The following is a 14,991-nucleotide window of genomic DNA, read 5'->3' as shown; positions in this document are numbered from 1 at the left end:
GCGGCGCGCGGCGGGCGACGCCGTTCGCCTGCGCGGGAGCGGGGGCCGGCGACGGCGCGGAAGAGCCGGAAAGCGATTGCATGCAGGAATCCTCAGGCCGCGGCGGCGGCGGTGTGGCCGGTGAAGCGGCGCGCGAGCGCGAGCACGGCCCAGGTGACGATGCCGAGCACGATCGACAGGCCGGCCGCCGTCGCGATGTTCGCGTTCAGCGTGAACTCGGTATAGATCGTCATCGGCAGCACGTTCAGGTCGGTGGCGAGCGTGAACGCGGTGCCGAACGCGCCCATCGCGGTCGCGAAGCAGATCGCGCCGGCCGCGATCAGGCCCGGCGCGAGCGCGGGCAGCACGATGTCGACGAAGATGCGCCACGGCGATGCGCCGAGCGAACGCGCGGCTTCCTCGAGCGACGCGTCGAGCTTCGACGCCGCCGCGATCACGGTGACGATCACGCGCGGAATCGAGAAGTACAGGTAACCGATGAACAGGCCCGCGACCGAGTACGCGAATACCCACTTGTCGCCGGTGAGCTTCGCGGACAGCATGCCGATCAGCCCCTGCCGGCCGGCAAGCATGATCACCATGAAGCCGACGACGACGCCCGGGAACGCGAGCGGGAACGTGAGCAGCGCGAGCAGCACGCGCTTGCCCGCGAATTCGCGGCGTGCGAGCAGGAGGCCCGAGATCGTCGACAGCACGAGCGTCGCGAGCGTGACGCCCGCAGACAGCGCGACGGTCTCGCCAAGGCTCCTCATGTAGCGCGCATTGCCGAGCAGCGCCGCGTAGTGCGAGAAGAACGCGCCGTCGGCGGACACCTGCACGAGTGCCGCCATCGGCAGCAGCCAGAACGCGGCGAACACCGCGAGCGCCGGCGCGACGAGCGCGACGCGCCAGCGCAGCGGGAAAGTCAGGTCGAGCATCGATGGCGTCCGGCTGCTTACTGCATCACCTGCAGGTATTGTTGGCCGAATGCCTGCTGGCCGGCCGCCATCTTGCCGAAGTCGACCGACTTCGCGCGGGCGTACTCGCTCGCCGGCAGGAACTTCGATGCGATGTCGGCGCTGAGCGTCTGCGCGCGCACCGGTCGCAGGTACGCATTGGCCCACAGCTTCTGGCCTTCGTCCGACAGCACGAAGTCGAGCACCTTCTTGCCGTTCGCGTCGTGCGGGGCGCCCTTCACGAGACTCATCACGTACGGCACCGCGATCGTGCCTTCCTTCGGAATCACGAACTCGACGTTCGCGCTGTCCTTGTACTTCGCGCGATACGCGTCGAAGTCGTAGTCGAGCAGGATCGGAATCTCGCCCGACAGCACGCGCGCATACGCGGTCTGCTTCGGCACGATCGGCGCGTTTGCCTTCAGCTTCCTGAACCAGTCGAGCGCCGGCTTGAAGTTGTCGAGGCTGCCGCCGAGCGCCTGGTTGACGGCGACCGCGCCCGCATAGCCGACGAACGCACTCGACGGATCGAGATAGCCGACCATGCCCTTGTATTCCGGCTTCAGCAGATCGGCCCACGAGCGCGGCACCGGCTTGCCGTCGAGCGCGTCCTTGTTCACGAAGAAGCCGAGCGTGCCCGAGTGGATCGCGAACCAGTAGCCCTGCGGGTCCTTCAGGTTCGCGGGGATGTCGTTCCAGTGCGCGGGCTTGTACGGCGCGATCACGCCCTTGTCCTTCGCCTGGAATGCCGACGACACGCCGAGGTAGACGACGTCGGCGACCGGGCTCTTCTGTTCGGCGATCAGCTGCGCGATCGACTGGCCCGAGTTCTTGTTGTCGAACGGCACGCGGATGCCGGTCTTTTGCTTGATCGCCGCAATCTGCGCGGCCCAGTCGGCCCATTCGGGCGGGCAGTTGTAGCAGATCGCCGTTTCGTCGGCGTGGGCGGCGGGCGCGCCGGCGATGAGCGCGGCGCAGGCTACGGGAGCTGCAAGCGCGCGCAGCAGCGAGGTCAGGCGAAAGGACACGGTGGGTCTCCGGGCGAGTGTGAGGCGCTGGGGTGGTGTGGTTGTGTGCTTGTGTACGTGTGTGGCGGCGCGGCGCGCGTTCAAGCCTTGCGCAACTGCAGGTCGGTGGCCGGCGGGGCGACCGTCGCGCCGTCGCGCACCACGTGCGGCAGGATCAGCGACGTGCGTTCGATCGCTGCGCCGCCGATGCATTCGACGAGACGCTGCCATGCGTGGCGGCCGATGTCGCGGTTCGGCGTCGCGACGCTCGCGAGCGGCGGCGCGAGCAGTTCGCCGATCGCGATCCCGTCGAAGCCGAGCACCGACAGGTCGTCCGGGATCGAGAAACCCGCGCGGCGCAGGCCGCGCATCACGACCATCGCGAGCAGGTCGTTGCTGCAGAAGAGGGCGGTCGGGCGTGTCGCGTGCGCGGTGAGATGCGCGAGCACCGCGTCGGGCAACTCGGGCGCGTTGAAGTCGACTTCGACCGGCGGCAGCGTGGCGACGCCGCTTTCCTCGAGGGCCTGCGCATAACCGAGATGACGCTGGCGCGCGCGATCCGACGCGGCGAGCGAGCCGGCCAGCATCAGCACGCGGCGGTGGCCACGCGCGGTCAGCAAGCGCACGCCGTCGTACGCGGCGCTGCGGTTGTCGACCGATACCGACGGGCGGCGCTGCGTGTCGTTGTGCATCAGCACGTAGTGCGGGCCGTCGTGGTCGAGCATGTCGAGCAGCGGGTGCGTGTCTGCATCGGCGACGGTGAGGATCAGCCCTTCGACGCGCTGCTCGCGCAGCGTCTCGATCGCGTGACGCTCGCGCGCCGCGTCGTACTCGGTCGTCATCAGGATCAGCTTGAAGCCGGCCGCGGTCGCGAGCTCGTCGATGCCTTGCAGGCAGTCGGCGAACACGGGGTTCGACAACGTCGGCACGACGACGCCGACGAGGCGCGTGCGCTCGCCGCGCAATTGCCGGCCGAGCGGGCTCGGGCGAAATTGCAGCGTGTCGATCGCGGTGCGGATCGTTTGTAGCGTGGCAGGGCTGACGGTATGCGGGGCATTGATCGCACGCGAGACGGTGGCGATCGAGAAGCCCGCGAGGGCAGCGACGTCCTTGATGGTCGAGGTCATGAAATCTTGCGATGTAAACGTTTTCGGCCAGAAAATTATCGAAAACGTTTGTGACTTCGCGATGACGCAAGCGACGCTTGTTTCGCAAAAAGCACGACACAAACGTCTGACGGATAGGGCCGTCGGACGACGCGGACTCGATTGTATCGGGGATGTTGCGACGCGGGAGGAAATCGTTGGCGGCGGTGTGGCGGCGTCGATTACAAAGGATGAATTCGTATGACGGTAACGCGTGTCGTGATGCAGCGCCGCAGAATAAGGGAACGCATGGGCAAGCAATGGTAGAATCGCGTCCGCCCTCTTGCCGGGGTGATGAAATTGGTAAACATAGCGGACTTAAACGATTGAGTGCCCGGTCGGAAACGGTCGGTGCAGAACCCTTCAAATTCGGTGAAACCCCTGATGCGCGCATCGAGGCAACGCCGAGCCAAGCCTCGCGGCATCCGCGAGGAAGGTGTAGAGACTAGACGGGGGGCGCCTAAGGCGCACGGGCAGCAGGCACGCCCGCGCGCGACGGTGAAGGCATAGTCCAGCGCACGAACGGCAGCGCGCACGCGACGCCGGCTTTGAAAGAAGCAGTGTGACGAAAATCCGCCGCCTTAATTGGCTTGCCGGTTCAAGTCCGGTCCCCGGCACCACGATCGCTTTCAGCGCGATTCGATGAAGGCACGAAAGCCCGCGAGAAGCCCAGCGCTCGCGGGTTTTTTGTTTGTGCGGCGTGGCATCGGGTGTGATTGCCGATGACCGAACGACGAAGCCGCCGTCATCGGCGGATCATCGAATGGACCGGCAGGGCGATCTCCGGCGGCGTCACGGCGAGTCATCACAGGCGCATGGTGGAACTCGCGTCTCTTGACGAAGCCGCAAGCTCCACCACGCAAACGTCACACCATGAAGTGACGCGATGCCTACGAATCACACCGCTCGCGCACGAAGGTCAGGTTGCGCGTGCGCGACGTGTCGATGCGAAAGCGCGTCACCTCGTTACCCGAGCGTTCCACCGTCAGGACGCCACGCATGACGGCCATCTGACCGACAGGGTCGAACGTGAAAATGTCGTCGGCTACGGGTTCCAGCCGGTAGCCGACACTGCCCGCGACGCCGTGCATGGTCAGCGTGAGTTCACCGTTCGTCACGGCGATCGTCGCACGTGCCGCGGCATCGTGACCGTGATACGTGCCTGTCAGACCGGCCGACGCATCGGAGAGCGATGGGGCGTGATCGGGCAAGCGCTCGAGCGTCTCCGCGTGACCGCAGTCCACCAGCTCGATCGCCGTCACAGGTGCCGCTGCCGTCGACGCGCGAGGTTTGATCAGCAGCGTTCCGCCTGCCCCTTCGTCGACCCGCAATCCGGCTTCCGTCTCGATGAGCGCCTGAGGCATCTGTCTCGCGTTGTGCAAGCTCACGTTGACTTGCCCGGCATGATCGTCGATCACGCAATACGTCCCGGACGCACGCGAGTGGTACTTGCCGAGCAAGGTTTCGTGCCCGGCGGTTTGTAGCGGCGCGGCAGGCTTCGCGCCAAGGATGGCATCGCCCAGAACGATATCGACGATCTGCGTAGCCAGTTCAATCGGATTGGCCGCGGCGCCGTTGGTGAGAATGATGACGTCCAGTGCGTGCCTGGCCACGGTCAACATCTGACATGAGCCGCCGAACACACCGCCGGCATGATGCAGCGTCTCCACGTCGCGATGGGGGGTGAGCATCAGCCCGAGGGCGTAGACGCCTTCCGCGCCGCTCGAATAGTGTGGTTTGGTCAGCATCTGGCGCCAGCTTGCTTCGCTGCCAACCCGCTTGGGGCCGCGCAGATGCGCGAGCCAGTGCAGCATGTCGTCGACCGTCGACACGATCCCGCCTTCGCCGAGCACTTCCCACGACGGGAAGAGGCCGCGCATGAATCCGCCTTTTCCATCCGGCACATGCTGGGTCGCCATGCGCGGGCGGATGCGCATGTCGTCGGCGACCGACTCCGTGTCGACCATGCCCATCACGTCGAAGATGCGTTCCTTCAGGAAGGTCTCGAAGGGGATGCCGCTGACCCGCTCGATCGCGAGCGACAGCAGGTTATATCCGCCGTTGCAGTAGATCATCCGCTCGCCCGGAGGGAAGTTGACGTCGCGTTGCCGGACTTCGGCCGCCAGCACGCCGCCGCGCGGCAGCGTCGCGACGCCTTGCGCGAGCAGCGTGACATCGAGATAGCAGCGGTAGCCGCTCGTGTGCGTCATCAGCTGGCGCAAGCTGGGGTCGCCTGCCAGCAGCGGCAGCTCGGGCAGGTACGTGCGAATCCCGGCGTCGATGTCGAGCTTGCCGTCTTCGGCGAGCAGGAGCGCGGCGAGGCAGGTGAAGTGTTTGCTCGTCGAGCCGATGCGCAAGCGGGTGGCCGGCGTGTTGGCTACGCCGTGTTCCAGGCTTGCCATGCCGAAGCCTCGCCGGTAGAGGACTTCGCCTTGATGTGCCACGGCCACGACAAGGCCGGGTTCATCGCACTTGTTGAAACGTGCGAACAGGGCGTCGAGTTGCGTGACGATATCGTGCGATTCTTGTTTCATCGTAAGTTATCCATATGATTTAGAACGGAACGGTAAGCGCCGCACCGATCGTGCGCGGCTGAATCACGCTGACGAGTGCCGGGCCGCCCAGCGGTATCAGCGAAGTGCCGGCCGCGATCAACGCGCGACGGTCGAACAGGTTGCGAACATAGAACGCCAGGCTGAACTTCTTGAAATCCACGCCCGCTTGCAGATCCGTGATCGCGTAGCCCGGCAACGGGTAATCCGGCCGGCCCGAGCTGGCGTCGAACCCGCTATGACGTCGGCCGACAAATCGCTGGGTCACACCCGCATACGACGGATACCCTTGCGCGGTGAACAGATAGGTGCCCGAGAGCGTCGCGGCGAACTTGGCCGAGTTCGGCAATGGCTGGCCCGCTGTCGTACCCGCGCTCGCGTTGCCGGACGTCAGGCTGGCGTCGATCAGCGACAGGTTCGCACTGAAGTTCCAGTGCGGGGTGGGGCGGAACGTGCCGGAGAACTCCAGGCCCTTGATTCGCGCGTTGCCGGCGTTGATGACCTGGTTGACGCCATCGACCGTGCCGAGCTGCTGGATGTTCTTCCACTCGATGTCGTAGACCGACGTTTCCAGCGATAGCCGCTTGTCGAGCAGGTCGGCCTTGTAGCCGGCCTCATAGCTCCACAGCGTGTCGGGCGCGAAGGTCGGGCTACCCGCCGCGCGCATGCCTGTGAGCGGATCGATCAGCAGCGCATTCGGGCCGCCGGGCCGGTATCCGCTGGCGATGCGGACATACGCATTGCTGTTGGAGGTCAGCGCATAGCGCGCGGTGAACATGTAGGTCTTGCTGGTGTCCGACGACGGCGCCGTGATGGTCTGGGTCGGGCCGGCGAGCGTGCCGTAGGTCGTCTGTTCGTAGGTCTGGCTGTTGTGGGCGATCCGCACGCCGCCGGTCAGCGAAAGGCGCGGCGTGAGGTGATACGTCAGGTCGCCGTAGGCCGCGTACTCGTTGTACGTGCTGGGCGCCTGGAGCTCCGACAGGTCCGGGCCGGGCGTGCCATCGGGCAACGTCGTCAGAAAGCCTTCGCTCGAATTGCTGCGCTCGTGCGTATAGAAGAGGCCGGCCAGCCACTCGAGTCGCTGGTTGCCCGGCGAAGTCAGGCGAAACTCCTGGGTCACCTTGTTCGTCGTGGCCACATCCTTGGCGACCACCGAGCCCAGGTTCAGCCCCTGGGCGGCAAATAGCGGCCCATAGACGCCGGTCAGGTCCTGCGGCGCGCTCGTGTTGATTCGTTGATACGACGTGATCGAGTTCAGGCGTGCCCAGCCGAGTTCGTATTCAATCCCGGCCGAATAAAGCTGGATGTTTTGATGAAAGGGCTGCTGGGCAAACTGTCGCGTGGTCAGGTCACCCCAGACCGGCTTGCCGTCGGCACCGTATTCAACGTAGTTCGGATCGTTGCGATTGATGTTTTGCGAGAGCGCGGTCAGCCGGACCGTCAAATCCCGGGTCGGCGTCAGCAGCAACGACGCGCGGGCACCGTAGGTGTCGCCGCGATCGATGTGGGAGTCCGCCTTGGGGCCCACGGCGTCGACATACCCGCCATCGTGCTGGCCGAACACGGAGACGCGCAGCGCGGCAACGTCGGTCTTCAGCGGGATGTTCAACGTTGCGTTGGCCGTTCCGCTCACGCCGCCATGCGCCGTTCCCGACACGCCGGTGCCGACTTGCCCGGAAAACTGACTCGGGTCCGGTTCGTTGGTCACGTTTTTCAGCAAGCCGCCCATCGCACCCGCGCCATACAACGTGCCCTGCGGACCTCGCAGGATTTCGACGTGATTGAGGTCGAGCAGGCTCATGTCGAGCGAGAACGTCGCGCTTTGGGAGAACACGGTGCTGCCGCCGAACGCGACGTCGTCGACATACATGCCGACCGTCGGCCCCGTCTGAACACCCGTCGTCACGCCGCGGATACTGACCTGACCGGCCCCGCTGCCGCCGCTGGCGTTCAAGTCGACACCCGGCTCCGACGACAGGAAGTCGGACATCGTTTTCGCGCCGCTCTTCTGCAGTTCGTCGGCGGACAGTACGTTGACCTGCATCGGCACTTCGCGAGCCGGTTCACGTCGGCGCGTCGCGGTCACCACGACGGTATTGAGCGTCGCGCCCCCCTTGCCTTGCGCTTTCGACGTCTCCGCCGGAGGGGCATTCGGCACCGCGGTGCCGGATGCGACGGCAGGCGTCGCAGCGGACGCCGCCGAGGCCGCATCAGGCGCGGCGACCTGCTGAGTCTGCACGGGTGTTTGCGCCTGTTCCTGCGCGTGCACGCCCAACGATGCCAACCCGAATACCGGTCCAACGAAGAGCGGGGCGTAACGTCCGCCGTGTCGCAGCGGTAGTGTTGCCGAAACCGCCGGGTGCTTCGTCCGGTTCTTCACCTTCATCATTGTCTCCTCCTGATTGTGCGATCGACTGAACGCGATGCCGTGTAGCGCAACTCAGGGGGAACGGTAAGTGCCGGTTATTTCTGGTTCATGTGGCGTTTGTATCGTCGGTGATACAAACGATCGGTGAGGGTGAAGGGCGGCCACGCGGGCAGACGAGATGGACGCGGGCCGCAGACATGTTTCGGGTTTGCAATAAACGGCTCACATAGCCCCTACATTCACGGGCGATAATCGCAGCCATTGTTCGCTGTCGGCCAGGACCATGCACAAACCCCGCTTCGATTCGGCTTTCTACCGCCTGTTCTTCGTGATGATCTCGATCATCCTCGTGATGCAGATCAGTGCCGGCCTGCTGCTCTACAAGCTCTACAGTTCCGAGCCTTTCAAACCGCCGCCCGGGATGAGCGCAGCGTTGCAGTGGGCCGCCGCTGTGATGATCCAGGTGATGCCGGCACTGATCTCGTCCTGGATCGGCGCGCGCATGCTGGCCGCCCCGTTCCGCACGCTGGCCGTCGGGGCCGCTGAACTGTCGAGGAATATCGATGCGCCGCCCATCAAGGAAATCGGCCCTGTCGAGGCGCGTCAGGCCGCCAGCGTGTTCAACACGATGCAGGCGTCGCTGCGGCGGCAAATGAGCGAGCGCAACCGTTTTCTCGCTGCCGTATCGCACGATCTGCGCACGCCGCTGACGCGCATGAAGCTGCGCCTTCGATCTGCTCAGGATGTCGAATTGAGTGAGCGGCTCAGAGACGATATCGACGAGATGACGCAGCTTCTGGAGGCCACCCTGTCGTTCCTGCGCAATGAAGAGGTGGTCGAGGAATTCAGTCCGGTCGATATCAATGCGCTGGTGGATGCCATCGCGGAAGACGCGGCCGAACACGGTCAGAAGGTGACGATCAGCGGCGAGGTGCCGCCGATCTCGGCGCAACCTCTCGGCCTCAAGCGCTGCCTGACGAACCTGGTTGCCAACGCGATTCGATACGGTGAAGACGCACACATCCGCCTGATCGATGCGCCGTCGAGTGTGCGGATCCAGATTGCCGATCACGGCCCGGGCATCCCGGAGGCGCAACTGGAGCGTGCGCTGGAGCCGTTCTACCGGGTGGAAAGTTCTCGCAACAGGAACACGGGCGGGACGGGCCTTGGCCTTGCGATCGCGAACGACGTCGTGAAGCGTCACGGTGGGGAGCTGGTGTTGCGCAACGGTCCGGAAGGCGGGCTGGTGGCGCAGGTCACGTTACCGCGTCGATAGGGTGGGAGGTCGAATCGACCGTTGGCGCTGCTCTGTTTCACGCTTGATACAGATTGCTCACAAAGCGGAAATAGCGCGTGCTTATAGTCGTTTCACACCCCTCAACCCTATTCGGCAGACCTCGTCATGAAAATATTCACGGCTCAGCTTTCGACGGAAACCAATACCTTTGCCCCGTGCCCGACCGGATGGGGCGGCTTCGAAGAGTTCACGATTTTTCATGGCGACGCGAGTGTGCGCGAGCCCGACGGCGTGGGGCACGTGCTCGCGGAAGTGCGGCGCCTCGCGGAGGGTGACGGTCACGAGATCGTCGAAGGCCTGTGTGCCGAAGCCCAGCCGTCCGGCCGCACGATTCGTGCGGTCTACGAGTCCCTGAGGGACGAGATCCTCGATGGCGTCAAGGCCGCATTGCCGCTGGACGCCGTGATTCTGCTGCTGCACGGCGCGATGGTGGCCGAGGGCTACGACGATTGCGAAGGCGATCTGCTCGCCGGCGTTCGTGCCATTGTCGGCCCCGACGTTCCGATCTCGGTCACGCTCGACCCGCACTGCCATTTCACGCAATTGATGAAAGCGTCGGCCGATGTCCTGATCGCTTACAAGGAGTATCCGCATGTCGACGCCGTCGATCGGGCGCGCGATGCCTATCGGCTGACGCTCGATATGGCTGCCGGACGCATCCGCCCGACGACCGGCGTGTTCGACTGCCGGATGGTCGGTGCGTGGCACACCACCAGCGAGCCGATGGCGGGGTTCGTCCGGCGCATGCAGTCGTTCGAGGGGCGCGACGGCGTGCTGTCGGTGTCGCTCGGCCACGGGTTCCCGTGGGGCGACGTGCCGGAAGCCGGCGCGAAACTCTGGGTGGTGACGGACAGCGATCCCGCCAAGGCCGAGGCGCTGGCGGCGCAACTGGCACGCGAGTTCTGGGAACTGCGCGACGCGACACGCCCTGCATGGCTCGATATCGATGCGGGTCTGGATCGTGCGCTGGCGGTCGACGGTGGCCCGGTCGTCCTGGCGGATGTCGCGGACAATCCTGGCGGCGGCGCGCCGTGCGACAGCACGTTCATTTTGCGTCGCGTGGTCGAGCGACGGATCGCCAATGTGGCGATCGGGTGCTTCTGGGATCTCGGTGCGATCCAGATCTGCAAGGATGCAGGTGTCGAGGCCACGCTGGATCTGCGCATCGGCGGCAAGTGCAGTGTGTACTCCGGAGAACCGGTGGACCTGCGCGTGACCGTGCGCAACGTGGTCGAGCGGCATACGCAAAGCATCATGGGGCTCGAGCAACCGCTTGGCCGGGCCGTGTGGGTGGAAGCGGACAACGGGCTCGACATCGCGCTGATATCGGTTCGCACCCAGGTGCTCGGCGTGGACGTGTTTACCGGGCTTGGCATCGACTTCACCGGCAAGAAGCTGGTGGTCGTGAAATCGACGCAGCATTTTCAGACCGAATTCACACCGCGTTCGAAGGCCGTCTTTCATGTCGCCGCGCCTGGTGCGCTCACGATGAACTTTGCCGAACTGGATTATCGTCATCGTGACCTCGACTACTGGCCGCGCGTGTCGAATCCGTTTGCGTCTTCGAGGTGAATACGTGCCGGCGTCATCCGACGCCGGCCAGCATCAGGCGTTGGCATGCACCCGTGTGAAGGCCAGATGCCGGGTACGCGCGGTATCGACGCGAAAGCCGGTGATGTCGTTGCGCGTTGCGTCGCGCGTCAACGCAAGGATCCCGGTCGTGATGTTCACTGGATCGATCGGCACCAGTTCGAAAGCATCGTGGGCCAGCGGCGTGAGGCGGTAGTCGCAATGGCCCACCGCACCGTGCAGGCGAAGCACGAGCGCTTCGTCGTCGAGCCGAATGGTCGCGTGGGCATCGGCGTCGTGGCTTGAGAATGTGCCGGACATTGAGGCGGCGAGATGCGGCGTCATCGCGGGCGCTTCACCGAGGCGTTCGAACGTGTCGACATGGCCGCAATGCACGATGCGCAGGCTGGAGAGATCGTCCGGTGTGCAAGACGATCCCCACCGCAGCGCCAACAAGCCGTCGCCGCTCGCTTCGAGCTCGACGTCGTTCAGTTCATCGGCGCTGTCGTAGAACGTCATCGAGCGTCTGGGGCAAAGGGGGCCCGCCAACACCAGCGCGCCGTCGTGATCTTCCAGTGCATACACGGCGCCAGTGCCGGGCGACCGGTACCTGCCGAGGCGCGCCGCATGATCGGCGGCGCGCGCTGCGGCAGGCGGGCCATCGCCACGAAGCTCGCCCGCCAGCACGATGTCGACGACACGCCTCGACAGTTCGAGCGGTGCGTCGAGCGCGCCGTTGCTGAGCAATACGATGTCAAGCCCGTGCGGAATCGACACCAGCATCTGGCAAGTCCCGCCGACGACGCCACCGGAATGCTGGATCAGTTCGACACCGCGATAGCTGCCCTGCGTGAGACCGAGCGAGTACTGGCTGCGCAGACCGCTGGAGAATACGGGCAACGCCAGCATCTGGCGCCAGGTGTCGGCGTTGCCGACGATCTTGTTGCTGCATCGCAGGTGCGCGGTCCATCGCAGCATGTCGTCGACGGTCGAGACGATCGAGCCTTCGCCCAGCAGTTCCCACGTCGGAAAGATCCCGCGCCGGTATTCGCCCGTGGAGTCAGGAATATGCATCGTCGCGATGCCGCGCTCGATCGTCATGTCGTTGCGTACGCACGCGGTGTCGTGCATGCGCAGGGGAGCGAAGATACGGGTTGCGAGCAATGCGTCGAACGGCATCCCGCTCGCACGTTCGACGGCGAGCGAAAGCAGGTGATAGCCGCCGTTCGAATACATCATGCGTTCGCCCGGCGGAAAATTTTCGTCGCGTTGACGTTGCTGCGCGGCCAGGAACGCGCCAGGCGGCGACATCGCGAGCCCCTGCGTCAGTAGCGCAAGGTCCAGCGCGCATCGCTGCCCGCCGCGATGCGACATCAGTTGCCGCAGCGTCGGCCGGCCCGCGGCCGGCGGTAGCTCCGGCAGATAAGTGCCGATGGGGGCGTCGGCGTCGAGCGCGCCTTGCTCACACAGGAGCAGCACGGCGAGGCAAGTGACATGCTTGCTGACCGAGCCGATGCGCATGCGTGTGGCCGGCGTGTTGGCGATGCCGTGTTCGAGGCTGGCCATGCCGAAACCGCGCCGATACAGCAGTTGGCCGTGATGGACGATGCCGGCGATCAATCCGGGTGCATCGGCGTGGTGATAACGCGCGAACAGCGCGTCGAGCTGCGTCGTCGTGGCGGATGAGTCGAATGTCATGTCGATAACTCAGCGAGAGGAGGCAGGGAAGCCCGCGTGGTCCCAGACTTCGGGCGGGCAGTGCAGCAGGCCGTCGATGTAGGTGACGCCCGGCTCGCGATCGCGCGCGAGGAAGATCGGTCCGTCGAGATCGACGTGATCGCACTGTTGCCCGAGCAGAAACGCGGGGGCGATCGCCAGCGAGGTGCCTGCCATGCAACCGACCATCACGGACAAGCCGGCTTCGCGTACACGGGTGGCAAGATCGAACGCGCGCGTCAGGCCACCGCATTTGTCGAGCTTGAGATTGACGATGTCGTAGCGGCGCGTGACGGCGGGCAGATCGCCGAGATCCTGAAACGATTCGTCGGCCGCGAGCGGGACCGGACAATCGATATGTTCGAGACAGCCGTCCGCACCGATCGCAAACGGCTGTTCGAGCATGCACACATCGAGCTGTTGCAGCACGGGGAGCATCGCGTCGAAGTGCGTGCGCGACCAGCCCTGATTCGCGTCGACAGAGAGTGGTATTTCCGGGCATACCTCGCGGATTTCGAAGAGGCGTGCGGCGTCGGCGGCGCTGCCGTCGAGCTTGACCTTCAGCGCCCTGGCGTGGGGCAGTCTTCGTGCGGCCCCGGCCATTGCGTTCGGCGTACCCACGCCGATCGTCATCGTGGTCCGCAACGGGCGCGGCTCGGAGAGGCCCGCGATGTGCCAGACGGGCGTGGCCTGCTGTCGTGATTCGAGCGCCCACAACGCCGCATCGACCGCATTGCGCGCGCCGCCGGGTGGCAATACGTCGAGCAACTGCGCGCGCGTGACCCCTGCTTCTATCGATGGTCGGACGCGCTCGATTTGCGTGACGATGGATTCAGGTGTTTCACCCAGGTAAAAGACCCCGGATGCTTCGCCGGTGCCGGCGTGGTGCCCGTCGTCGACGGTCGCGCTCACGAGGCGAGCGGCGTCGATGACGTGGCCGGTGATATGGAACGGAGCGGCCAACGGCCAGCGTTCGATACGCAGCGAGAGTGAGAGTGGGCGAGGTGACATGGAACAGGGAGGAAGAAGGGAATTACGCATAGCGTTCGATTGCCTCGCGGACGCCACGGCCCGCCGCGCGCATCAACAGGCAGGCAGCAAAGAAGCCGAACGCCGCCACGCAGACGATCGACCACAGCAAGCCCTGGCTGAACGCGTGCAGGCGATCCGACATGAAGCCGATGAACACGGGGCTGCCGGACTGCACGACGATCGACGTCAGCGCGCCGATCGCCGCCACGCGCGAGCGCAGGTGGGCAGGGCAGATGTTCTGCATGATGGTCGGAAACAGCACCATGCCTGCGACCATGCAGGCGAGCTGTGCGCCGAAGAGCGCGTAGACCGGCGTCAGCGAGCCCACTGCCAGATAGAGGAACGACAGCCCTCCGGCGACCAGCGCGCCGCATTCACAGACGCGCAGCGGCGCAAGCACGCCGAAGCGCGCTCGCATGCGGCCGGCGACGAGTCCGCTGAGCACGCAACCCGCGATACCGCCGGCCATCGCCGCCACGCCCATGCCGCCGCCGGCTTCGGCCGGCGTGGCGCCGAAGGTTCGCACCGCCACGACCGGCATCCATGTCGCGACACCGCCGAACGACAGATTGACCAGTCCGATGGCACCGAAGAACTTGAGCATCATGATGGCTTCGCGCCGGAAGTAGACCGGTGCGGACGGCAGCGGCGCGGCAGTCCGGTGACGCGCGGCGGATGCGTTCGTGTCGCGGTGCTTGCCGGGTCGAATGAGTAGAACCAGCACGGCCAGCACGGGGGCCGGCAGGGCAACGGCAAAAAACGCGAGCCGCCACGGTGCGAGATCGGCGAGTCCGGCGGGCAACGCACCGTGCACCGCCGCAATGCCCTGCATCAGTGCGCCGCCGAGCGCCATCCCCGCACCGGAGCCCAACAGGTTGGCGAGCGCGAAGATCGCATTGGCGAGCACACGCTGGCGCGCAGGGAAGAGATCGGGAATCAGGCCGTAGATCACCGGCACGAGTCCGGCTTCGCCGATCCCCAGCCCGACGGTGGCGATGAACAACTGCCAGAAGTGGGTGGTCACGCCGCAGATCGCGGTGGCAGCGCTCCACACGAGGACACACGCGACCAGCACCACACGGCGATCCACGCGATCGGCGACCCAGCCGATCGGCAACGAGGCCACGCCCGCGAATAGCGCGATGCCTGCGCCTTGCATCAGGCCGATCTGCGTGTCGGTCAGCCCGAAATCGTGGCGGATGGGCTCCGTCAGCAGGATCAGCATCTGACGATCGACGAAGGCGAAGAACGCCACGATCACGAGAATCGCCAGGCCGAACCACGCGAGTGGTCCGGCGGGGGATTCCGATGGCGGGTTTTGTGCCGCCACGGGGGCGAGCACGTCGGGGTTGGAGTCGAACATGAGGGCT

Annotated in this window: 10 protein-coding genes; 2 read left to right on the top strand and 8 right to left on the bottom strand. The window is 65.4% G+C overall.

Features of this window, described 5'->3' with window-relative positions; translation table 11 throughout:
* Positions 1-92: 92 nt before the first annotated feature.
* The 5 genes from G3O00_RS13045 to G3O00_RS13025 all read right to left on the bottom strand — a co-directional run bounded on the left by G3O00_RS13045 (position 93) and on the right by G3O00_RS13025 (position 7,878).
* Positions 93-917: an ABC transporter permease gene (locus G3O00_RS13045; RefSeq protein ID WP_011351508.1), complete on the bottom strand. Its 825-nt coding sequence runs from the start codon at positions 915-917 to the stop codon at positions 93-95.
* A gap of 17 nt (positions 918-934) precedes the next feature.
* Positions 935-1,963, bottom strand: coding sequence for an ABC transporter substrate-binding protein (locus G3O00_RS13040; protein WP_206143180.1), 1,029 nt, complete (start codon positions 1,961-1,963; stop codon positions 935-937).
* Between the two features lie 80 nt (positions 1,964-2,043).
* Positions 2,044-3,069, bottom strand: a complete 1,026-nt coding sequence (locus G3O00_RS13035; protein ID WP_011351510.1) for a substrate-binding domain-containing protein — start codon at positions 3,067-3,069, stop codon at positions 2,044-2,046.
* Positions 3,070-3,977: 908 nt separating this feature from the next.
* Complete coding sequence (locus G3O00_RS13030) at positions 3,978-5,621, bottom strand: serine hydrolase domain-containing protein (RefSeq protein ID WP_206143179.1); 1,644 nt, start codon at positions 5,619-5,621, stop codon at positions 3,978-3,980.
* Between the two features lie 19 nt (positions 5,622-5,640).
* On the bottom strand, positions 5,641-7,878 hold the full coding sequence (locus G3O00_RS13025; RefSeq protein ID WP_346778970.1) for a TonB-dependent receptor: 2,238 nt from the start codon (positions 7,876-7,878) through the stop codon (positions 5,641-5,643).
* 412 nt (positions 7,879-8,290) lie between these two features.
* Here G3O00_RS13025 and G3O00_RS13020 point away from each other — a divergent pair, with 412 nt between their 5' ends.
* Both G3O00_RS13020 and G3O00_RS13015 read left to right on the top strand, forming a co-directional pair.
* Positions 8,291-9,283, top strand: a complete 993-nt coding sequence (locus G3O00_RS13020; RefSeq protein ID WP_206143177.1) for an ATP-binding protein — start codon at positions 8,291-8,293, stop codon at positions 9,281-9,283.
* Between the two features lie 126 nt (positions 9,284-9,409).
* A complete protein-coding gene (locus G3O00_RS13015) occupies positions 9,410-10,876 on the top strand; it encodes a M81 family metallopeptidase (protein ID WP_206143176.1) in 1,467 nt (488 codons plus the stop codon).
* 33 nt (positions 10,877-10,909) lie between these two features.
* On the opposite strand, the gene G3O00_RS13010 is transcribed toward G3O00_RS13015, so the two are convergent.
* From G3O00_RS13010 to G3O00_RS13000, 3 genes are read right to left on the bottom strand one after another with little or no spacing between them, the layout of a single operon-like run.
* Positions 10,910-12,571 carry a serine hydrolase domain-containing protein gene (locus G3O00_RS13010; RefSeq protein WP_206143175.1) on the bottom strand — a complete coding sequence of 554 codons (1,662 nt, stop codon included), beginning with the start codon at positions 12,569-12,571 and terminating at the stop codon, positions 10,910-10,912.
* Between the two features lie 9 nt (positions 12,572-12,580).
* Complete coding sequence (locus G3O00_RS13005) at positions 12,581-13,630, bottom strand: dipeptide epimerase (protein WP_206143174.1); 1,050 nt, start codon at positions 13,628-13,630, stop codon at positions 12,581-12,583.
* Positions 13,623-14,984 carry an MFS transporter gene (locus G3O00_RS13000; protein ID WP_174934912.1) on the bottom strand — a complete coding sequence of 454 codons (1,362 nt, stop codon included), beginning with the start codon at positions 14,982-14,984 and terminating at the stop codon, positions 13,623-13,625. The genes G3O00_RS13005 and G3O00_RS13000 overlap by 8 nt, the downstream gene beginning before the upstream one ends.
* Positions 14,985-14,991: the final 7 nt, after the last annotated feature.

The organism is Burkholderia sp. Ac-20384, assembly GCF_017104605.1.
GTDB classification, from domain to species: Bacteria; Pseudomonadota; Gammaproteobacteria; order Burkholderiales; family Burkholderiaceae; genus Burkholderia; species Burkholderia lata.
Note: the sequence above shows the minus strand (reverse complement) of the source record. Positions and strands in the feature narration are given on the sequence as shown.